Raw genomic sequence first — 21,694 nt, 5'->3', positions numbered from 1 at the left:
AAAAGTTGTGTCAATAGTTCAAAAAAACTGGCATAACTCCTACAACCTCACCCCCAACCCCAAATAAAAACTCCTTCCATCCGAAGGAATAATCCCTGGTCCAGGATAAGCAGCCGCACGACGGGTAAAATATCGAGCATCTGTTAAATTGTTGATGCCCGATTGCAGTTTGTAGCGGCGATAAGTATAACTCAAAGAAATGTCTTGCACACTGTAAGAAGGAATCAAGCCACGAGTAGCATCCACCACAAATTCGGCATTCGTTGCATCGCTGAAATGCTGTTGGGTATAAGCAAATTGATACGCCAACTTCAAATTTTGCCACTTCAAATTCACGCCCGATTTGAAGCTGAAAGGCGGAATCAACTCCACATCGTTGCCCACAAAAGCCGACTGACCAGATAGGTATTCTCCCTTCAATGCGCTAAAATTGGTAAAAATCGAAACACCAAATTTTTCAGAACCTTTGTCCATTAGCTTCAATACGTCCGCTTCAATGTAAGCCTCTAAACCCACAATCCGAGCATCGCCAATATTGGTGCGAAAAGCCACCGATTTTTCGACAACAGCAGGGTCGGGAACAACGATTTCACCCACACCAATTCGGTTTTGGTAGCGCAACAAAAACACACTTGCGTCAAACTGAACTGCGCCCTTCAATGCTTGTCCACGTATGCCCAAGTCTGCATTGTAGCCCTTTTCGTCCTTCAACAAACTGTCCACCACCAAATTGGGATTGACCACAGCCAAGTCGCTGAAATTGATAGACCTATAGTTTTGTGAGAAGTTTCCATACGCTTCAATACCGTCCGAAATTTTGTAACCCACGCCCAAACCAAGCAAGGCAAATTTTCGACTATTTTCTTTGGAGTCTTCAAATTTTTGTTCAAAAATCACCTGTCCGCCCGAAAAAACACGCTCTTTGAAGAATCCATCCGAAGCAGTGCGAATATACTCCAATCTTGCGCCAGGCGTAATGCTCCAACCGCCTTTGAGGTTGAATAAGTTTTCTACAAAAAGTGAAGCATTGCGGCTCGGAAATTCATACTCAGAACGTTCCAAATCATCTGGATTCAAAAAGCGAAAATCGGCATCGCTGCCATCGCTTGCATCTCCCTGTTTGCTTTGGCTAAAGCCTTGATAGTAGCGTCCACCCACCAAAAAAGTGCTGTATTGATTGCCCAATTGATAGCGGTGAATCAGTCGGGTTTCGTTGCCAAAGTTTTCATATTCACCTCGTATCAAATCCCGTTCTCGCAAAGGGTCGGGGCGGTTGATTGCGCCCAATTCACCGAGTGCTTCCCTGCGGGCATTGAGGTAAAAAGTACGGCTGTTGATTTTGGTTTTTTCGGATAGGCGGTAATCCAAGGTCAAAGCTGCCAAATTCCAATTGACCTGAAACCAGTTTCTGGCTCGTTTGGATTGACGTGCATCTTGCTCAAATTCAAAATCTTGCAGTCCGCCTGCTTGCTGCGCCAAATAGTCCATGTAGGTGTATTGTAGCCCAACTTTTAGCTTTGAAGAAAATTCATGGCTCAAACTTACATAAGCCGTATTTTGGTGAAAGTCGGAATTGGGTCGCCATCCGTTGCCTTGTTTTCTTTGAAAAAAAGCGTAGTAATTGGTTTTTGCAGTGCTGCCGCCAATGCTATTGAAGGTACTCAACAAACCAAAAGAACCGATGGTATTTTCGGTCACGAACTCAAAAGGTTTTTCTGAATTTCCTTCTTTGAAAACAAAGTTTAACAAACCTCCAAATTGAGGGCCATATTGAAGGGAAGCTGCACCCCGCACGATTTCGATTCGCTGCAATGCCTGTGTCGGAGGGGTGTAATAGCTTTCGGGATAGCCCAAAGCATCTGCACTAATATCATAGCCATTTTGTCGGGTATTGAAGTTGGAAGTGCGATTTGGGTCGAGGCCTCTTGCGCCAATGCTCAATTGCAGTCCTGCACCATCGTTCTCCCAAATATTCAGTCCCGCAATGCCTTTATACACTTGTCTTGCATTGTTGGTCGCCAAATTTCCCACCAAATTACTCAACTCGATTACCTCACTTTTTTTGGCTGCATAAATCGCCAAACCTTCAACATTGCGGAGTCGGTGAATGGTGTAAGATGCATCAGGTTCTGCCGCCACATCTACAGCATCTAATTCCAATTGAAGCTTTTCCATTGAAATATCCATCACTACATCTTTGTGATTTTCAATTGTTATTTGTTCTTTGATGGAAGTATAACCTCGCAAGAAAAAGGTCAAGGTGTAAGTACCATTTTTCACTTCTTCAAAGTGGTATTCTCCCTTTTTATTGGTTTCTTGCAACTCACCTGTTTCCTCCAAAAATACACTGACTTGTGCCAAATTTAACTGAGTTTGAGCATCTGTGACTGTGCCTGTGATTTTTGCAGCTTGAAGTGAGAGGCTATAAAGGAGGAGTAATATGGATAAATGCTTAGACATGATTCTATTTTCTATTGGCAGGCTATTTAGACGGATATTCTTCGGGTGGATGTAAACCTACCAGTCTTAAAAGAGAGCGTAGATTTATATTATTTTCTCTATTGATTTCTAATAAATCTATTGTTGCTCGACCGATTGGGGTGACACCAAGCATAATTGTTTCATTTTCACTCCACTGAAAATGAGTTTGCCAATCATCTTTTCGAGGATTAAATAATCTTACTTCTTGGTTGGTTAGCGAGTCAAAACCATTTATTTTGTTGTACTTATGACCATTGCAGCGACTACAAGAGAGTGCAAGGTTATTAGGGTGTGAACTTCCACCCAAACTATCTGGAATAATATGCTCAATAGAAAAAAAGTCGGTAGCAAAACTTGAAGAAGCCAAACAATATTCACAATATCCTCTGGCTCTTTCTCTAACCAATTGTTTGGTTTTTATAGGTACTGATTTTCTACGCATGACCTACTGGTGTTAAACCCAATTCCGTCATTAAAACGGAAAGTGGTATATTACGTAATTGAGAGAGTTCGATTAAATATTTAACACGTTTAACTCTCAAATTTTCTTCTTCTTCTGCCAAATCCAGATACTCTTTGTGTTCTTTATCGGATATTGTTTCCGATTGCAGTTTGTCTAATAACACAAAAAACCTCTTCTTTTTTGCACTGTCTAAAACGGTTTCATTGTGAAGTCGAAGTAGTTTAGCTATTTGATAGTCTTTATCTTTTATTTTTTTTCTTGCAAGCATGGCATTTATCTCCCTTGCAAAATTCTCTAAATCATTCAACTGCATACCTTCAACTCCTTTTAGAAGTGATTGAGCGTCAATTTCAGTATGAATAGGTATTTTTAACATGATTTTATTTTTTTTTGAAAAATATACAAATGTTTGAATAGGTTGTAGAAAACAGTTGAAGTATGACCTTTCCATTATCTATCAAACGGCAAAATCCAATTTTTCTTTTCAAAACCTTCTTCAATCGCTGCCAAATTCACATTTGGGTCAATGAATTGCTGACTTGTCCGTCCATTCAAAGCTACATGAGCATCTACTGTCACCACAGGATTTTTCATCCCATGGCGAGTTTTGTACTCTTCCGCCAAAAAATGGGCAAATTGAAGGATGAAATCGGGCTGAACGCTCATTTGTTTTTCTTGGAACAAAGTTAGGTGTCTGCCATTGATAATTTCCGTTTTGCGCTGCGTTTCTTCATCCTCCACAAAAAAACGCACTTGCCCAACTTTTTCTACCAACATTACCCGCCACGAAAAACGATAGCCTTCTTCTGTCCACAACACGTTTCCATTGTATAAATAGTGGCGGAAAGGGAGGAGAAGTTGGATTAGGATGTAGATGGTTAATAAAAATTGTATTTGGGTGTTTGGGTTGATAATTGTGTTTGGGTTCGTTTGTCGTCCACCGTTCGCCGTCCACCGTTTATATCGTTCCAAACGTTGCCAAAATTTGCAATTGTTGGCAAGTTTTCCACTAATTTTCCTCTGTACCTCCTTGTCTCCTTGTTCATCCCCAAAAAAACTCTCCACCTCTCCATCTCTCCGTTTAAAATTCCTCTGTGCCTCTGCGCCTCTGCGTTCAAATCCAAGTAATCCGAGAAGCCTATTATGAAAATCTGATGGAAAAAACACCAATGTACTGAATACCATAATCAAAGGAAACAGTCCAATGTTGAATAATAGATAAGTCAGGCCATGAAAAACAATCACCACCACATAAGCTAAAACCCTTGTTGAAGAAAACATCAAAAAATAGGCAATCGTCAAATCATATAATGCTCCTATCCAACTGAATACATACGCCGTTTCTTTGAACTGAAAAAAGTAACCCAATACAGGTAAATCTGTATGTTCGGGCAACCAAACCGCCAAAGGCATGGCACGAAAAAGCCAATCCGAATTGAGTTTGGCAATTCCAGCACAGGTATAAACAATGGTTAATTGAAGGATGAGAATATTGATGCACCAAGCAGGAACGGTTTTTAATTTCAATTGTGGTTTTCGCCAGACATCCAATGAAAAAGCACGGTTGGCGGGTAGAAAAATGAGTAGGAAAGCGAAGAGGCAAACCAAATAGTAGTGATTCAGATAGTTGGTCGCATCAATGAGTTCGATGTAGGTGAAACTCAAAAAGAAGACAATAGCTGCAATTCGGTAAAAAAGCCCCAATGCAATGCAGAAAGAACTCACAATCACCACTCCAAAAAGCAAATACATTCCTGTTTTGCCCAAAGGCTGCACCCACTCGAAGCCGTAAAATTTGAAGAAAAATCGAGGTTCGAGATACAGTTTTTCAATCCAACCATTCCACACAAAACGCAATCCTCCCCACATCATCAATGCGCCAAATAAGATGCGAAAAGTGATTAGGGGGGAGATGGGGGTTTGTTTATGGATATATGGCTGCATGGTCATATTGCTGTATGGCTGAATTGTTATATGGCTATATTGTTGAATTGTTTTGCGCTCAGTGAGCAACAATAAAACAGTATAGCCATTCAACAATATAACTTAATCCGAATCACTTGGGTTATCTATATAAGTGATTGAAACACACAAGACCGAAGGCAAATCCGTTTTGATATTCACCACCTGTTTGGTCACTTCATTGTAGGCAGTTTCAACAAGTGTTGCATCAGTTTCGATTTGGGCTGAAAGTGGAGAGGTCAAAGCATCGAAGCTATTGAGAGCAGCAACGAATTGACTTTTGATAATATCGTTTAAGGGTTGTCCATTTTTTTCGGCATTGGCATTGACCAAATAATCATCCAAACCCAAGCCACTTCCACCCAAATACAAATTTCGGCTTGCCTCCAATGCGACTTTTAACAAACCTAAAGATTGGCCACTGTAAAATGCCTCTACCCTATCGGGATTCGGAAAACCCAATGTCAAAACACCCGAAGGAACGCCCAATTTTTCACGTTTAATCAATTCGTAATTTGCATTGAGTTGGTTAATAATCAAACTCAAGGAAGTTCCTGCGGCAGTCCCTGTATTGTTGATAAAGGTTTCGTCGTAGCCGTTTACCCAAGCATTGAAGGTATAATTTACCCGTTCTTGAATGTCTGCAACAACTGCCTGCAAATATTCTTCGTGATTGGCAGAATTGTCGCTTAAATATTTGAACAATATAGCATTGTCGTCTTCTGCAATGCCATACAGAAGATAATCCATTGCAGGAAAACCCTTGTCATAATTATCGGGTTGGTCGAAATCATACACACGATTTTGAATATTGGCTTCAATCATGGTGACATCCAATGGAAAATTGTTGACACTACTTCTCAAAAACACTTCTTCGGCAGGTCCAAAATTGTATTGAGCCGCTTTTTGCCAACTTGTGTAAGCTGCAATGTAAGAGCTTCTTAGACTTTCTAATGTTGCCAAATCATAAGTTGAAGTGAAGGTTTCTGTTTTGGATGCCATATCGTCCACTTTTGCCTTCAAATCGGTGTAGGCAGGCAAAATGAGGTTGTCGGTTATATTTTGGAACATGGCTTTTTGGTCGAAATCACCTCCACAATTTGTAGTTCCGCCGCCTGTGTCGTCTTTGCAGGCATTGAAGGAGAAGATAAAGATAGTTAGTATCAGTATTTTTTTCATTATGAGAAAATTGTATTTTTTGTTAAAAACCGAAGCGTCAGTCAGCCGTCTAGCAAAGCGACCGTTCACCGTCTATCGTTTTAGAGTTCATCTTTTTGTGCCTCCAATCCATAAGCGGCTGCCAATTCGTCTTTTGCTTGCTGCAATTTTTCAACCGTTGTATTGTAGAGGTTCATAGAAGCGAAATCAGAACTACCTGCAATTACGGTCAGTAAATCATTGACTTCTTGATTTGTTACTCTTTTATCAGGATTAAATTGCAGTCCATAAAGAAATCCGATACCTTCTGAAAGAGCATGTGCTCGCAAAGCCATGTCGTCAAAGTTGGCAATTCCGCTATTCAAATAATGCAAAGCCGAACCTACTCCAATCAGTTCCCAAATTTCACGAGCTTCTTCAATCGCTTCATCACGGGTATCCAAATCACCATTTGAAATAGCTGCTCGACCTTTCAATAGGACATCCATCAGTTTTTGGTTAGAACCCAAAACATCGTTTCGCTGGTTGGAGTAACTACCCCAAAATACGATTCCATCTGTATTCGTGGGGAAATCAATTGGCACTCCAAGGTAGCCAAAAGCCTCATCCCAGTGATGTTCCATTGTTGTTCCCTCTCCATCTGTAACGGTTTCATTGTCCACGTTCATTTTGTCTTCCCCCATATAAACGGCGGTGGATTGATAGTAAAAACATGCCCCCATCAAGCCTTTTTCAATCAACTGAGCATGGTCTAATCCGCTATCGCCAATCAAATAACTTCTTGTTCCGTCTAAACTTTGAATAATTCCAGATGTGCCTTCACTTCCTTCAACGGTGGATTCGCTCGCCAAAGCCAAGGCCTCCAAAAGTGTATCAAAATCCGTTCGTGCATTTTCAAAAGTTTTGTCTTTCAATTGTTTTGATGTATCGTAAGTATTTGTAAATTGAGCATTTGCCGCATCATTGGCGTACATGGCTTTCAGGCGATTGGCATCTAAAACAGCACCATCTGAACGTGAAGTGGTCATATAACTTTTCAATTCATTCATCATCGCCAATCGTTGTGTTTGACCACTGTAATTGACATTTTTGAAGCTGTAAGTTGTTGGGATTTCATAAGTTGGCGTATCGTCATCGTCTTTATCACAACCAATTGAAAAAATCACAAAAGCCAATAAAAGAAATTTTAAATAAGATTTTAACTGTATCATTTTTGCAAAGGTATTTAATTTTAATTAGACTAATTCTAAATAAGAACTATTGCTGCAAAAGTAGAGCTAAAATATTTCGCCTACAATACTGTTTTTGGGTAATTTGATTACCGAATTTTGGTAGAAAAGCTACTTAATTTTAGGTAGTGCTGCAATGGGAATGAATGAAAAAAACTGATGCTTGTCTTTTTTATTTTTTATCAAGAAAATTAGTATTTTTGTACTAAATTTGAAAACAACATTCTTAAACAAACATTTTCAACGAAATGGAAGCATATATTTATGATGCCTTACGCACCGTTCGGGGCAAAGGCAATAAAAAAGGAGCCTTAAATGGAATCACTCCTACCTATTTGACAGAAACTCTGCTCAAGGAATTGAGAAAAAAACACGACTTGGATACCAATTTGGTCGAAGACGTGATTTTGGGCTGTGTGACGCAGGTAATGGATCAAGGCGCAAACATCGCCAAAACTGCTGCTCAACAGTCTGGTTATGGCGATCATCTTTGTGGCGTGACTTTGAACCGTTTTTGTGGTTCGGGTTTGGAAGCGGTCAATCAAGCGGCAGCTTACATCCGTTCTGGTTTTTCGGAATTGTTGATTGCAGGGGGTGTAGAAAGTATGTCCCGTGTGAAAATGGGTTCTGATGGTGGTGCTTTGATGCTCGACCCTGCTGTTGCCTTGCCAGGTCATGCGATTCCTCAAGGCATTTCTGCCGATTTGATTGCGAGCAAATATGGTTTCAGCCGTAGAGATACGGACGAATTTGCAGCAGAATCTCAAAAACGTGCAGCCGAAGCGGAAGCAAAAGGACTTTTCACTTCAAGGGTAAACATCAAAGACATCAATGGCATTACCGTCTTATCTACCGATGAAAACATCCGCCCTGGAACGACTGTCGAAAGTTTGGGATCATTGCAGCCTTCTTTTGCGATGATGGGCAAAATGGCTGGTTTTGATTCAGTTGCGATTGACCGCTACCCCGAAATTGAAGAAATCAACCATGTTCACCACGCTGGTAATTCTTCTGCAATTGTGGACGGTGCTGCAATTGCCTTGATTGGTAGCAAGGCAGCTGGCGAAAAAATGGGCTTGAAGCCTCGTGCAAGAGTCGTTGCGGCAGCCGTTTATGGTACAGACCCTACAATGATGTTGGTCGGTCCTGCTCCTGCAAGCCGCAAGGCATTGAAGCAAGCGGGTATGGACAAAAACGACATTGACTTGTATGAAGTAAACGAAGCTTTTGCTGTTGTGCCTTTGCGTTTTATGCAGGATATGGGCATTGGTTTTGACAAGGTGAATGTGAATGGTGGTGCAATTGCTTTGGGGCATCCGCTTGGAGCTACGGGCTGTATGTTGATGGGAACGTTGTTGGATGAATTGGAACGACAAAACAAAACGACAGGCTTGATTACCCTTTGTATTGGTGGTGGAATGGGAATTGCGACGATTATTGAGCGGGTTTAGTTTTTTGGAAGCAAGAGGTAGGAGGTAAGATATTTAGACTTTGGACGAAAGATTAAAGACATAAGACAAAAAGTTTTAAATCATTGACAGCAAAGGAATTAAGTGAAATTGCATTAAAAATGTAATTTACTCATAACCAAACATTTACTTCTTTTGTCTTTCTACTTATGTCTTTCGTCCAAAGTCCAAAAGATATAGGATATGGGCTTTTCATATCTTGTTTTTTACTGCTCACCTCTTACTTCCTACTTCTTTCGTCCAAAGTCTAAAAGATGTTATTTGTATTTCTTTTGAAAACTCATAGTCATTCTTCTTATTTGATTGATTTTATTAGTGTAATAATCCAAATCACTTTGCTGAATATATGATAGGTCAAAAGCTAAATACAAATGACTTTCCAACTCACAACTAGAACCTATTGCAATGTCTAAAAAATAAACGAACTGCTTATCTGTATCTCTTCCACAACCTTCAGCAATATTGGAGGGAATGGATACAACACAACGACGAATTTGGGATATTAAGCCAAATTTTTCATCACTTGGAAAATTTTTAGTAGTAAGGTAAATCTCTTTAACCAGTTCTCTTGATAATTTCCAAATATCCAGATTCTTAAAATTGTGGTTCATTTTTAAATTAAATTTTATGATTGAAGGAAAGAAACAAAGTTATATTTCCTTTCAGATCTAAAAAAATATTATAAAATTGAAGTTGACGTAATAATCAAAGGAATCATCCTACTTCTTACGTCCTACTTCTTACTTCAAAAAAAATGATAAAAAACAACATCTTAACCTACGAAGTAGGCAACGACGGAATCGGAATCATTACCGTCAATATGGTAGAACATCCTGCCAATCTCTTCAATGCAGAAATGATTGAAGCCTATCACGAAGCCGCAATGAAAGCCATTGCAGATGAAACAGTTAGTGGAGTGATTGTCACTTCAGGCAGAAGAATGTTCATGGCAGGAGGTGACTTGCGATTTTTGGGCAAACCCATTGAAGATGCAAGTGAGTTTTTCAAAGGCATGATGACCTTGCACCAAAAAATGCGGGAAGTCGAAACAGGTGGAAAGCCTTTCGTTGCAGCCATCAATGGCATTGCATTGGGTGGCGGAATGGAATTGGCTTTGACCTGTCATCATCGAATTTGTGTAAACGATTCCAGCATCAAGTTGGGTTTTCCAGAGGTGAAAGTAGGTTTGTTGCCTGGTGGTGGCGGAACTGCAAAGGCTCCTTATTTGATGGGTATTCAAACGGGTTTGACCTATTTATTGCAGGGAACAGAAGCACGACCAGAACAAGCCTTGAAAGATGGATTGATTGGTGAATTGGTGGCTACGCAAGAGGATTTGATTCCTGCTGCAAAGGCTTGGATCAAGGCGAATCCAAAACCTGTTCAGCCGTGGGATGCAAAGAGTATCCGTATTCCTGGCGGCGGTCTAATGACTCCGAGTGGAGTGATGACTATGATGGGAAGCATCGGAAATGTTCGCAAAATCACACATGGTAACTATCCTGCGGCTCAATACATTTTGAGTGTAGTTCACGATGGATTGCAGGTCACAATTGACCGTGCATTGGAGATTGAAGCCCGTTATTTCACCAAAGTATTGCAGACCAAAGAATCTAAAAACATGATTCGCACAGGCTTTTTTGCTATCAGCGAAGCCAAAAAAGGCAAGGCAAAACCAAAGGGTTATGACTTCCAAAAAGTGGGCAAACTCGGTATTTTAGGTGCTGGTATGATGGGTGCTGGTATTGCTTATGTTTCTGCAAAAGCAGGTATGGAAGTGGTCTTGAAGGATGTGACGATGGAAGGAGCGGAAAAAGGTAAAAGTTATTCTACCGATTTACTGCAAAAGCAGTTGGCGAAAGGCTATACGACTCCCGAAAAAATGCAAGGTATTTTGGATAGAATCCATGCTACGGACGACCCAAATGCAGTAGAGGGTAGCGATTTGATTATTGAAGCGGTGTTTGAAAATGTGGAATTGAAGGCAAGAGTGACCAAAGAAACCGAAGCGGTTTTGGCAACAGACAAGGTCTATGCGTCGAATACTTCAACGATTCCGATTACCCTTTTGGCGAAAGCTTCCGAAAGACCCGAAAACTTCATCGGTATTCACTTCTTTTCGCCTGTCGATAAAATGCCTTTGGTGGAAATCATCGTGGGCAAAAAGACTTCTGACAAAACGATTGCACAAGCGGTTGATTATGTGACACAAATCAACAAAGTACCCATCGTGGTGAACGATAGCCGAGGTTTTTACACTTCTCGCTGTTTTGGTACATTCACTTCCGAAGGCGTTTATTTGCTGAAAGAAGGTGTGCCTGCTGCAATGATTGAAAACGTAGCAAAAAGCAAAGGAATGCCTGTTGGCCCTTTGGCAGTTTCGGATGAGGTGAGCTTGACTTTGGGCTTGCATGTCATGGAATCTGATCCTCGATTGAAAGAAAACAAAGAGCTACAAGAAATGTACGAATTGCAAAAAATGTTGGTGCATGAGTATGGTCGTGTGGGCAAAAAAGGCGGTAAAGGTTTTTACGATTACCTACCGAATCGCCAAAAACATTTGTGGCCCAAATTGGCGGAATTGTTCCACTCCAATGTCGATACGTTGGATGCCGAAACGGTTGGCAAACGCATTTTGCACCGTCAGGCTTTGGAGGCGTACCGTTGTTTGGAAGAGGGTGTGCTGAGAAGTGTGAAAGATGGTGACATTGGTTCTGTATTGGGTTGGGGTTTCCCGATTTATACAGGCGGTGCTTTGTCGTACATTGATTATGTGGGCATGAAAACTTTTATAGCGGAATGTGATGATTTTGCGGAGCGTTTTGGTGCTCGTTTTGCTGTTCCTGATGGCTTGAGAGCGATGGCGGAAGCGGGTGCTTCAATTCACGATTTTCATAAGATGCAAGAGGCTGTGGATGCGTAAATATTCGTCAGGTGTCGCCAAACCCTTCGGGTGTTTGCGAACCTTTCTCATATCAGCAAAAACTTGGCGACACCCAAATTCCCCCTTTGGAGGGGGTTAGGGGGAGGTTTTCGCAAACGTTTGAGCGGTGATGAAGCCCCAAGATTTCTTATTTGGAAGTTTTGGGGCTTTTTTGTGTTCGCTTCACATGTCGCCGAACTTTTCAAGTGTCGGCGAATGTTCGCTACCAACGTAACACTTGAAACAGAACTCCCTTTGAACCAATCCAAACCCCAAAACGTTTGAAAAGTAAAATCAAACGACAATGAACCTACAAGCAAAAAAATTAGAACTCATCAGCCAATTGGTGTATGTGGAAGATGAATCCATTATCCAACAAATTGACGGATTGATTAAAAAAGCACTTCAAAATGTATCTATTTCTCTAAAAACGAAAGAAGTATCAACGCCTATTCCTTTGAAGTTTGGGGCAGCTAAAGATATGATTCAATACATGGCAGAGGACTTCAATGAGCCGATTGACGACTTCAAAGATTATATGTGATATGAAAATTTTATTAGATACACATACTTTCTTATGGTACATTTGGGGAAGGGATGAATTGGGTGCTGAAAATCGTGCTTTGATAGAGAACCCCTCCAATGTCAAACTTTTAAGTATTGCGAGTTTGTGGGAAATTGCAGTGAAAGTGAACATTGGAAAACTGCGAATAACTGTTCCAATTACTACGCTTGTTCCTTCTGAAATTCAAATTCTCTCCATCAACTTGAATCATTTGGAGGTTTATACCCAACTGCCTCTTTTTCATAGAGACCCTTTTGATAGACTTATTATTGCTCAAGCTATGTCAGAGGACTTGCCCGTTTTATCTGTTGATAATAAGTTCGATAGATATGCGATTGCAAAGATCTGGAGATAGGGCGGCATTTCCGTTCAACTGTTGACGAGGTTTTACAACCGTCGTCAAAGTTTCGCAAACCTTGTCAACAGTCGCAGACTTTGACAACGGTTGGAACGACAACACCTGCTTCAAATCCTTCAATTTCTTCTCTTTGGACTTCAAAAATTCTTCTAAATCTTTTTGGTAAGAATCGTCTGATTGGGCTGCTTGCTATAGTTTTCAGTTTAGATGTTTGAAAATTAAAGATGTAAAAAAGATTGGTCTTTCTTGTTATTTTGAGTAGTTCTTTTGTTTTGTGTCTTTTGAGATTCAATGACTGCACCTTGTACTATTCTAAACCTTAACATAAACTTAACAGCTTTCTCTTAGCTACAAACGCATATCTTTTGATACTTTTGTGAGAATGATTGCAATATTAATTGGGCTTCTACAAATCGTTGGTTCAATTGGGGTTTTCATATACGGCATGAAAGTGATGAGTGAGGGTTTGCAGAAAGCTGCTGGACATAACCTTCGACGCATACTCAAATCCATGACCAATAACCGCCTGAGTGGAATTTTCACAGGCTTGTTAACCACTATGACAGTACAATCTTCCTCTGCGATTACGGTAATGGTGGTAAGTTTTGTAAATGCTGGGTTATTGACTTTTGTAGGGGCAATGGGAATCATTATGGGAGCCAATATAGGGACTACTATTACCGCATGGCTGACCCTTTTCAGTTTTACGCTAAAAATCCAACCCATTACAATCGCCTTAATTGGCATTTTTTTCCCTTTCTTATTTTCCTCTAATGAAAGATGGCGCAATGTAGCCGAATTCGTGATGGGATTTGGCATCTTGTTTTTGGGTTTAGAGTTACTCAAAGATAGCTTTCCCAATATTGGAGAAAACCCTGATATGCTTGCCTTCCTGAATAATTTTACGGATTCAGGCTTTCTTTCGGTGCTTTTCTTTGTAGGTGTAGGCGCACTTCTCACCATGGTTTTGCAGTCTTCTAGTGCATCTATCACACTGACAATGGTGATGGTAGCCGAAGGATGGATAGATTTTCCATTGGCAGCAGCAATGGTCCTGGGAGAAAATATCGGCACTACTATTACAGCCAATATTGCCGCAATGGTGTGCAATATTCATGCACGAAGAGCTGCACGTTTTCATTTGTTGTTCAATGTAATAGGTGTTACTTGGGTTCTGCTCATATTTCCTTTATTTTTGAGTTGGATAGGCACTTTACACTTCTACATCTTCGGCAAAGAAATTGTTAATTCTACTATGCCCAACGCTTCTGATTTGATGAATGCAACCACGGGCATCACCCTTTTCCATACCGTTTTCAATATTGCAAATGTACTATTACAAGTAGCATTTATCCCTCTACTTGCACGTCTTATTATTTACCTAATGCCTGAAAAGGGCAACACTACTTATAGCCTCAAATACATCAACAGTGGTTATATTCCTATTTCGGAATTGGCCATCAATGAAGCACTGATGGAAGTTCAAGAATTTGGAAAGCTGATTGAAAGAATGAGTGGCAATGTACAATCGCTTATGTTTCAGAAGGTGAAAAGACCTGAAAGATTGATGGAAAAACTGAAAGAAAGAGAGGAGGCTACGGATTTACTGCAAGAAAAAATCAGCGACTTTTTGGCCCAAATTGCCTCAGCAGATATTAGCAATCAGGCTTCAATGCGTATTAGAGCCATGCTAAAAGTAGTAAATGACATGGAGCGAATGGGGGATATTTTCTACCAAATGACACTGCAATTGGAGAATATGAAAAAACGAGACTTAGAGTTTCCAGAAGAATTTCTACTGAAAATCAAAGCTTTATTAGAATTGGTTCATACAGCTATCAAACAGATGAACCTCAACATGAGTGGTTCATTTCAGAAAATTCATCTGGAACAAGTATATGCCCAAGAAAAACAAATCAATCTATTGCGGGATGAATTAGTTGTAGCCTATTACAAAAGAGTCGAAAAGGCTAAATATGGGATTCGGGAAAGCATTGCTTTCCTCAACTGTGTAAACGATGCGGAGAAGGTAGGCGACCATGTAGTAAATGTGAATGAAGCCATTGCAGGATTGAAGTGATTGTAAACAGAATAGCAAACGAAAAAAGGTCCAAGCCGTGAAGCCTGAACCTTCTTTGTAAAATTCCTAAGTATTTGAATAGAATTAGAAAGGTATATCTCTGAAAGAAAAAGGAGTCCTCTCTTCAATAGCCTTAATATATGGTTCTTTACTAACTATTTATGCCAAAGGGATTGCATACTTTTCGTTTGGTTTCATCAATGCTTTTCTCACCCATTCACCATGTTCTTCCGCCCAGCGTCTGACAGCCATTCGTTCTTCATTGCAGGGACCATCGCCATTGATAACTCTATAAAACTCACTCCAATCGGGGTCGCTAAATTCCCATTCTCCTGTCTCCTCGTTTTTGCGGAAGTTGGGGTCGGGAATCGTAATGCCAAGTTCTAAGACTTTGGGAACATATTGGTCAAAAAATTGGTTTCGCATATCGTCGTTTGAAGCCATTTTCACCTTCCATTTCATCAACTTCTCGCTGTGAATAGACTGCTTATCAGGAGGACCAAAAAAGTGAATAATCGGTTTCCACCAACGATTCACTGCATCCTGCAACATGGCTCTTTGAGTCTCGCTGCCCGTAGCCAAATATACAAATGCTTCATATCCTTGCTTCAAATGAAAAGATTCTTCAGCACATATTCGCCTCAATGCCCGACTGTAAGGCCCGTAAGAACCTTTAGCATTCGCCAACTGATTCACGATAGCCGCTGCGTCAATCAAAAAACCAATCACGGCTACATCTGCCCAAGTTTCAGCAGGATAGTTGAACACATTGGAATATTTCGATTTGCCACTTAGAAGGTCATTGATCATCTGCTCACGAGGTTTTCCAAGTGTTTCAGCAGCAGAATAAAGCAACTGTGCATGACCAATTTCATCCTGTACCTTGGCTATCAAAGCCAATTTACGTTTGAAGTTAGGCGCACGGGTAATCCATGTACCTTCGGGCAAAGCTCCCATTATTTCGGAGTGAGCATGTTGCTCAATCATTCGGGTCAATTGCCGACGGTATTCGTAAGGCATCCAATCCGTTGGCTCAATTTTTTCACCACGCTCTATACATGCCTCAAACGCTGCCAACTTTTCAGGATCTTCGGGCAGGGCAGCACCTCTATTTTTTGTATCTACTTGATGGATATATCCGCCTCCGTACATAATTTTGATGATTGATTTGAATAAAAAGATTGGAGTTTGTTGAGCTTCAATCTGAACATTTATAACGACAAAAATAACATATTGTTTGCAGAATAACTAACAAACGCTAGTCTGTTGTCATTTTTATTTGAAGAAAATACGGTGAAAGGTTTTTGAAGTTTTCCTCAAATTACAATAATTACTTATTTTTCACCAATTTTGTGAGTCGAGTTTCAAACAATCTTGTTCACTTTAATTTACTTCAATTTATGCCCCCATTCCGTTGTTAGGGTGTACCAAGTTTTTAAGTAAAAAAACACTTTTAATGAAAAATATTTCCCTCTCTTTCAATGCTTTCCAGCAAGAATTTGCAGAATACATTGCTCCTTTTTACGAAGCCCATGAAAAGAGCTTTGACATTACGGGTATTCACGGTAGAAGACACATCTCAAGAACCTTGGTTTTGGGAGAATGTCTGGCAAGATACTATGCTATCACCTTCGATTTGGATGTCGATTTTGAAGCAGTACGTACTGCAATCGCTTTTCACGATACAGCTAGAGAAGGAAATGGTCAGGATTTTTGGGAGTCAGAAAGTGCTGATTTGTGTTTTCACTATTTGCAGCAAAAAGGAAAATCAGGTGATTATTGCCGAACAGTAGCCGATTTTATTTCTAAAAAAGAAGAAGCAAATAGCTGGGGACAAATTGTTTACGATGCAGATGTACTTGAAATCTTGCGTATGTTTTGCAATACTCCAGAAGGAATAGAACGGTTTCAAAAAGAAAGATTGTATTTTTTGAGTCACAAAGACATTTTGATACCGCTCTCTGCAATGAATAACAAAGACATTCGCAATCAATTGATTGAAGAAGCATGGCAATTGATTCGACTGACCGAAGATGTCGGAACGATTCAGATTAGCAATCACTATTTGAAGGATTTGGTGGAATGGATAGGCGAAAATGCCAATAAATTTCCGTTTATTTGGGGCTTGTTATCCAAAATATGAAGAAAGAAGGAAATGAATATCATTTCTAACAAAAAATTCATATTAACAAAATGAACATCACCGACCGAACAAAAGTTAAGAGAATTCCCAAGAGAGGGCAGTACGATTTAGAAACCATTTATTCCATTTTAGATGCCGAATTTGTGTGTCATATCGGATTTGTGCATCAGGGTTATCCTGTGGTCATTCCGACCTTGTATGGCAGAAAGGATGACTACCTCCTCGTTCATGGCGCAGCTACGAGCCGAATGTTGAGTGAATTGAAGAAAGAAGTAGATATATGCCTGACTGTCACGATTACCGATGGTTTGGTGTTGGCTCGTTCGGGCTTTCACCATTCTGCCAATTATCGTTCGGTGGTAGTGTTTGGTAAGGCGCAACTCATTGAAAACAAAGCCGAAAAAGAGGCAGCACTGAAGGCCGTTTCTGACCACATCATTGTAGGACGTTGGGAGGAAGTACGTCCAACGAAAGACAATGAACTGAAAGCCACGCACGTTTTCAAAATCCCAATTGAAGAGGCTTCTGCCAAAATCCGAACGGGTGGCCCTGCTGATGACAAGGAGGACTACGAATTAGATGTTTGGGCGGGAGTTTTGCCAATCAAAAAAGTATATCAAACGCCTATTTCGGATCCACTGAATAAGGAAGGAATTGAAATGAGTGAGAGCGTGCGGCAGTTTATGGAGGTGAACCAGAACCGCTAAACACATCAAAGACTTTTGAAGTTTTTAATTGAGAATAGGCTGATTTTCAAACATTCAATATCTTTCAGAATAAACTTCAAAAGTCTCCTTCTTCTAAAACCTGCGATGAACGCTAATTTTCAATGCAATCAACACCAAAAACATGAAAATCATTGATCTTTCCAAACCAATACAGTACAACAGTGGCGACCCTTTTTTCATGAAGGTCAAAATCAAGCACAAACCCCATAAAAAAGCCAAATGGTTGATTCGTTTGTTTGGTTTACCCTTCAAACTGTTTCCCAAAGGTTTTGTGGGTTGGGCAGATGATAGCATCCAGAAAATGGGTGTTCACTCTACGACTCACCTCGATGCACCGTGGCACTATGCCCCTACTTGCGAAGGCAAACCTGCCAAAACGATTGACGAAGTGCCTTTGGAGTGGTGTTTTGGAGAAGGAATGGTGATAGACATGAAGCACAAAGCCGATTTTGAAGCGATTAGCCAAAAAGACATCCAAGATTTCCTACAACAACACAACTTGACGCTGCAAAAAGGCATGATTGTCTTGATTAAAACGGGGCGGGATAAGCTGATGGGAACACAAGATTTCTTCAAAAAAGGAACAGGCATGAGCGCAGAGGCAACCGAATGGCTGATTGACCAAGGCATTAAGGTGATGGGCATTGACCAATGGGGCTGGGATTTGCCGCTTCCTCATTTGATTCAAAAAGCGAAGGAAACGAACGACCCTGACCTGTTTTGGGAGGCACATTTGGTGGGGCGTGACAAGGAATATTGCCACGTCGAGCAATTGACCAATCTAGATGCACTACCATTGACGGGCTTCAAAGTAGCGGTTTTCCCATTGAAGATTGTCGGCGCATCGGCTGCGCCCGCCAGAGTAGTGGCAATGATGGAGGATTAGGATAGTGATTTATTGATTAGAAACTGGTTATTAGGTTCTTAACACGATTATTTTCTAACAGTTAAACTTCCAAAATCTCCTTTCAAAGATACGTAATCCCTGCTTCTTTGTGTAGGTTAATCATCTTGTCTTCAATATCATACACCATGTCAATGAATCGGGGGTCGCGCTTTACTGACCGATCTCGCACCAAAGGTAAATCAACATCTAGGCGGTGAATGATTTGGGAAGGGACAGACTTCATGATGTAAATTTCGTCTGCCAAATATACTGCTTCTGCAATGTCATGTGTCACAAAAATGATGGTTGGGTGAATTTCTGCCCAGATGTCTTTGAGCATGTTTTGCATCCTCAGACGGGTGTTGATGTCCAATGCACCAAAAGGTTCGTCCATGAGCAGGATTTGGGGATTGACCAACAAACTTCGAGCAATGGCGACCCGCTGCAATTGTCCACCCGAAAGCGTAGGATATTGGGCATACTTTCCTTCATGTCCTACCAACCCCACTGTTTTGATGATTTCCATGGCTTTTTCTTCTCGTTCTTTGCGTGGTACACCCTTGTACTTCAATCCCAAAGCTACATTCTCAAGGACGGTCATCCACGGCAAGGAAGAATATTTTTGAAAGACCATTCCAATACGGTCTTTCTCACTTCTTGGTTTTCCATTTAAGAATACCTCTCCTTCTGTCGGTTTTTGCAGCCCTGCAATGTAGCGTAATATCGTAGATTTGCCACAACCTGATACTCCCAATATGCAAATGAATTGCCCTTGATTGGGCTTGTCTTCAATGAGCATATTGAAGTCTTTGATGATCCAATTCTGTCCTCCATCGTAACTTTGTCCGATGTTTCTAAGTTCGATGATGTTTGCGTTTTCTGTGTCTTTGAACATGTTTTTTTTGTTTTTTGTATTGGTTTATTAGGTTGGAGGAGTGACTTATAACTCTTGGCGTATGTATTTTAGACTTTGAACGAGAGAGCAAAGACACAAGAAGTAGGGGCTTAATTTGTTGATAGTTAGCGATTTGCATTTAACTGAATCAAAAAGTTAAGATTTTGATTATCAATTTTTTATATCTCACCTCTTGCTTCCTACTTCTTTTGTCAAAAGTCCAATTGTATTCAGAGTGATCATTTTTATGTCATAAAAAAATCAAAATCAATTCTTATGACTATGTTCTAAGTCTTCAGTTTGACTACTTAAAAATACGAACACTTCAACACAAAAAAACATTAACACATCAAGATTCTAATCCAAATACTGCTCCAATCCATCCCAAAACGACAACTCCAATTCTATTGCAGCCTCCGCCCCTTCTCGAATCAAATCTCGGTTTTCTTTGCTATCCGCATACGGCACCAGAATGTCCACCATTTCGGAATAGTGTGTTTCGTCGAGGCTGATATGCACCGTCCAAAACTCAATGTCTTCGTCCGTCAAAAAATCGTATTTCGCCAAGCCGTTTGCGATGATGCTGTATTCTTCGGAGGTAAAAAACTCTGTTCCAGGCCCTAAAGCACCCAAACTTTCGATAAAACTTCCATTGAGGCAAAGATCAAATAAGGTGGTGACACAAGCCTGTGTTGAAGCCAAAGGTTGCGCTTGCTTCAATTCGTCTGCACTCACCCCAAGCGATGCTGCAAAGCTGTTGTAAAGCGTTCGGTGCGATTTCGACATTTTGCCTTCACCATGTTCTTCCCACAGGTTTTCGATAATCGGCATTCGGGCTTCATCGTAGGGAATATTGGCAGCTGTTGCCGCTAAAAAGCGAGGAAAATAGTAGCAGTAAATGCTGTATTGTTTGGCGAAATATTGCAGTTGAGACTTGGTTAACGAGGCATCTGCAATGCGCTGCAAAAAAGGGTGTTCTAGGATTTGATTGATTCCCCCTCTTAGCGAATCTTCTAAATTTTTGAAATATTTGGTCATGAAAGGATTGTTAAATGGCTCAATTGTTTGATGGTTAAACTGATTCTTTTGTGTGTTTGTTCAAGGCTTATTTTTGAAGCAAAGCATTGTGGAGTTTTACCTATCTTTCATTTGTTTGTTTCGGCGATGTTTTGTGAAAGTGAAAATACAAAAGATTGGGGGAATGTGGTAATTTGACCAAAGGTGAGTGCAACTAAAGTTTTGAAGGTAAGGAGTGGAAAGTTTAGGTTCACTTCAATGTTTTGTAAATTAAACCACTTCATTTTCTTGTCTTCAACTAACCCAATACTTAACTTATCAACAGCTTGGTAGTCAAAAAATGATTCTTTATGTCAAAATGACAGTAAACAATCAATATTTATGCCATAATGTCATTGACATTGCTTTTTTGTCACATCAAAGAATCTATCATTTCTACGCAAAAAATTGCAGAAAAGAACATAATAATTTAATAGTCAGTTCATTAAGACAAAAAATGATTCTTTGAAGAAGAAAAAAAAATTCACTTGGTACTCTGTTTGATAATAGAGAGGTGTAAGACAAAAATTTATTTTCAAACAAACATAAATTGTAATAACCATGAGAATTAAAAGATTCATGCCCGTAACAGCAAATGCACAGTACAGTCCTACAATCAACAGATTTTTTGACGATTTCTTTAAAGGAGAATTTCCTACAACAAATGGAGTGAACGGACATACAGGTGTAAACGTTTCTGAAAGTGATGCCGATTTCTTGATTGAAGTAGCACTTCCAGGATTAGAAAAAGGCGACTTCGATGTGAATGTAGAAAAGGATTTATTGACCATTTCTGCTGAGAAAAAAACGGAAAACACAGAAGAAGGCAACAAAAACGGCAGAAAATATACCCGCAAAGAGTTTGGTTTCACCAGCTTCAAACGCTCTTTCTACCTCCCCGAAAATGTGAACAGTGACAACATTGCCGCTTCTTACAACAATGGTATCCTTTCTTTGAGTTTGCCAAAATTGGTGAAAGAAGAAGTAAAACCGAAAACGATTGAAATTTCGTAAAAAATTGATAATAAGATAAGAGTAAGTGTTTTAAAGGGTTTAATTAGGAATGATTCCAGTTTGTGGGATTGATTTAGGTTGAATTGAATGAAGGTGAAAGGCGGCTAACTGTCAAAGGTTGGTCGCCTTTCTTTTTTGTCTTTGGACGAAAGACATAAGTAGAAAGACAAAAAAAGTAAACATTTGGTTATGAGTAAATTGCATTTTCAATTGCTGATTATAACGGATTACTGTGATAAAAAAAGGCCACTGAAAATGTTTATGTTTAAAGGACAAACCAAACT

At 40.1% G+C, this 21,694-nt stretch carries 19 protein-coding genes; 9 read left to right on the top strand and 10 right to left on the bottom strand.

Annotation, left to right across the window (positions count from 1 at the left end; all coding sequences use genetic code 11):
• Window positions 1–39: 39 nt before the first annotated feature.
• The 6 genes from R3E32_24655 to R3E32_24630 form a co-directional block, all read right to left on the bottom strand.
• Window positions 40–2,460 carry a TonB-dependent receptor gene (locus R3E32_24655; protein ID MEZ4887942.1) on the bottom strand — a complete coding sequence of 807 codons (2,421 nt, stop codon included), beginning with the start codon at window positions 2,458–2,460 and terminating at the stop codon, window positions 40–42.
• Between the two features lie 22 nt (window positions 2,461–2,482).
• On the bottom strand, window positions 2,483–2,923 hold the full coding sequence (locus tag R3E32_24650; protein MEZ4887941.1) for an HNH endonuclease: 441 nt from the start codon (window positions 2,921–2,923) through the stop codon (window positions 2,483–2,485).
• Window positions 2,916–3,320 (bottom strand): hypothetical protein, encoded by a 405-nt coding sequence (locus tag R3E32_24645; protein MEZ4887940.1) that lies wholly within the window; start codon window positions 3,318–3,320, stop codon window positions 2,916–2,918. The genes R3E32_24650 and R3E32_24645 overlap by 8 nt, the downstream gene beginning before the upstream one ends.
• A gap of 74 nt (window positions 3,321–3,394) precedes the next feature.
• Window positions 3,395–4,888, bottom strand: a complete 1,494-nt coding sequence (locus R3E32_24640; GenBank protein ID MEZ4887939.1) for an HTTM domain-containing protein — start codon at window positions 4,886–4,888, stop codon at window positions 3,395–3,397.
• Between the two features lie 102 nt (window positions 4,889–4,990).
• Entirely contained in the window at window positions 4,991–6,085 is a 1,095-nt protein-coding gene (locus tag R3E32_24635) for an imelysin family protein (protein MEZ4887938.1), read from the bottom strand.
• 80 nt (window positions 6,086–6,165) lie between these two features.
• Complete coding sequence (locus tag R3E32_24630) at window positions 6,166–7,275, bottom strand: DUF4856 domain-containing protein (protein MEZ4887937.1); 1,110 nt, start codon at window positions 7,273–7,275, stop codon at window positions 6,166–6,168.
• A 266-nt stretch (window positions 7,276–7,541) separates the two neighbouring features.
• On the opposite strand from R3E32_24630, the gene R3E32_24625 reads away from it, so the two are divergent.
• A complete protein-coding gene (locus tag R3E32_24625) occupies window positions 7,542–8,744 on the top strand; it encodes an acetyl-CoA C-acetyltransferase (protein ID MEZ4887936.1) in 1,203 nt (400 codons plus the stop codon).
• Between the two features lie 275 nt (window positions 8,745–9,019).
• Here R3E32_24625 and R3E32_24620 read toward each other — a convergent pair whose 3' ends face one another.
• A complete protein-coding gene (locus R3E32_24620) occupies window positions 9,020–9,373 on the bottom strand; it encodes a four helix bundle protein (GenBank protein MEZ4887935.1) in 354 nt (117 codons plus the stop codon).
• Between the two features lie 143 nt (window positions 9,374–9,516).
• Between R3E32_24620 and R3E32_24615 the strand changes: the two genes are divergently transcribed.
• From R3E32_24615 to R3E32_24600, 4 genes are all read left to right on the top strand, one after another.
• Window positions 9,517–11,685, top strand: coding sequence for a 3-hydroxyacyl-CoA dehydrogenase NAD-binding domain-containing protein (locus R3E32_24615; protein ID MEZ4887934.1), 2,169 nt, complete (start codon window positions 9,517–9,519; stop codon window positions 11,683–11,685).
• Between the two features lie 304 nt (window positions 11,686–11,989).
• Complete coding sequence (locus tag R3E32_24610) at window positions 11,990–12,229, top strand: DUF2281 domain-containing protein (protein MEZ4887933.1); 240 nt, start codon at window positions 11,990–11,992, stop codon at window positions 12,227–12,229.
• 1 nt (window position 12,230) lies between these two features.
• The gene (locus tag R3E32_24605; protein ID MEZ4887932.1) at window positions 12,231–12,605 is read left to right on the top strand and encodes a type II toxin-antitoxin system VapC family toxin; all 375 of its coding nucleotides are present in this window, start codon (window positions 12,231–12,233) and stop codon (window positions 12,603–12,605) included.
• Window positions 12,606–12,990: 385 nt separating this feature from the next.
• Window positions 12,991–14,688, top strand: coding sequence for a Na/Pi cotransporter family protein (locus R3E32_24600; GenBank protein ID MEZ4887931.1), 1,698 nt, complete (start codon window positions 12,991–12,993; stop codon window positions 14,686–14,688).
• A gap of 159 nt (window positions 14,689–14,847) precedes the next feature.
• Here the strand turns inward: R3E32_24600 and paaA are convergent, their stop codons facing one another.
• Entirely contained in the window at window positions 14,848–15,840 is a 993-nt protein-coding gene (paaA, locus tag R3E32_24595) for a 1,2-phenylacetyl-CoA epoxidase subunit PaaA (GenBank protein ID MEZ4887930.1), read from the bottom strand.
• Window positions 15,841–16,144: 304 nt separating this feature from the next.
• Here paaA and R3E32_24590 point away from each other — a divergent pair, with 304 nt between their 5' ends.
• From R3E32_24590 to R3E32_24580, 3 genes are all read left to right on the top strand, one after another.
• Complete coding sequence (locus tag R3E32_24590; GenBank protein ID MEZ4887929.1) at window positions 16,145–16,831, top strand: hypothetical protein; 687 nt, start codon at window positions 16,145–16,147, stop codon at window positions 16,829–16,831.
• A 50-nt stretch (window positions 16,832–16,881) separates the two neighbouring features.
• The gene (locus tag R3E32_24585; protein ID MEZ4887928.1) at window positions 16,882–17,538 is read left to right on the top strand and encodes a pyridoxamine 5'-phosphate oxidase family protein; all 657 of its coding nucleotides are present in this window, start codon (window positions 16,882–16,884) and stop codon (window positions 17,536–17,538) included.
• Window positions 17,539–17,680: 142 nt separating this feature from the next.
• Window positions 17,681–18,445, top strand: a complete 765-nt coding sequence (locus tag R3E32_24580; protein ID MEZ4887927.1) for a cyclase family protein — start codon at window positions 17,681–17,683, stop codon at window positions 18,443–18,445.
• An 82-nt stretch (window positions 18,446–18,527) separates the two neighbouring features.
• Here the strand turns inward: R3E32_24580 and R3E32_24575 are convergent, their stop codons facing one another.
• Window positions 18,528–19,340: an ABC transporter ATP-binding protein gene (locus tag R3E32_24575; GenBank protein ID MEZ4887926.1), complete on the bottom strand. Its 813-nt coding sequence runs from the start codon at window positions 19,338–19,340 to the stop codon at window positions 18,528–18,530.
• A gap of 357 nt (window positions 19,341–19,697) precedes the next feature.
• Window positions 19,698–20,378 (bottom strand): iron-containing redox enzyme family protein, encoded by a 681-nt coding sequence (locus tag R3E32_24570; GenBank protein MEZ4887925.1) that lies wholly within the window; start codon window positions 20,376–20,378, stop codon window positions 19,698–19,700.
• 579 nt (window positions 20,379–20,957) lie between these two features.
• Here R3E32_24570 and R3E32_24565 point away from each other — a divergent pair.
• On the top strand, window positions 20,958–21,410 hold the full coding sequence (locus R3E32_24565; protein ID MEZ4887924.1) for an Hsp20/alpha crystallin family protein: 453 nt from the start codon (window positions 20,958–20,960) through the stop codon (window positions 21,408–21,410).
• Window positions 21,411–21,694: the final 284 nt, after the last annotated feature.

The organism is Chitinophagales bacterium, from assembly GCA_041392475.1.
Lineage (GTDB): Bacteria > Bacteroidota > Bacteroidia > Chitinophagales > UBA2359 > JAUHXA01.
This window is presented reverse-complemented; position numbering and strand designations above follow the sequence as displayed.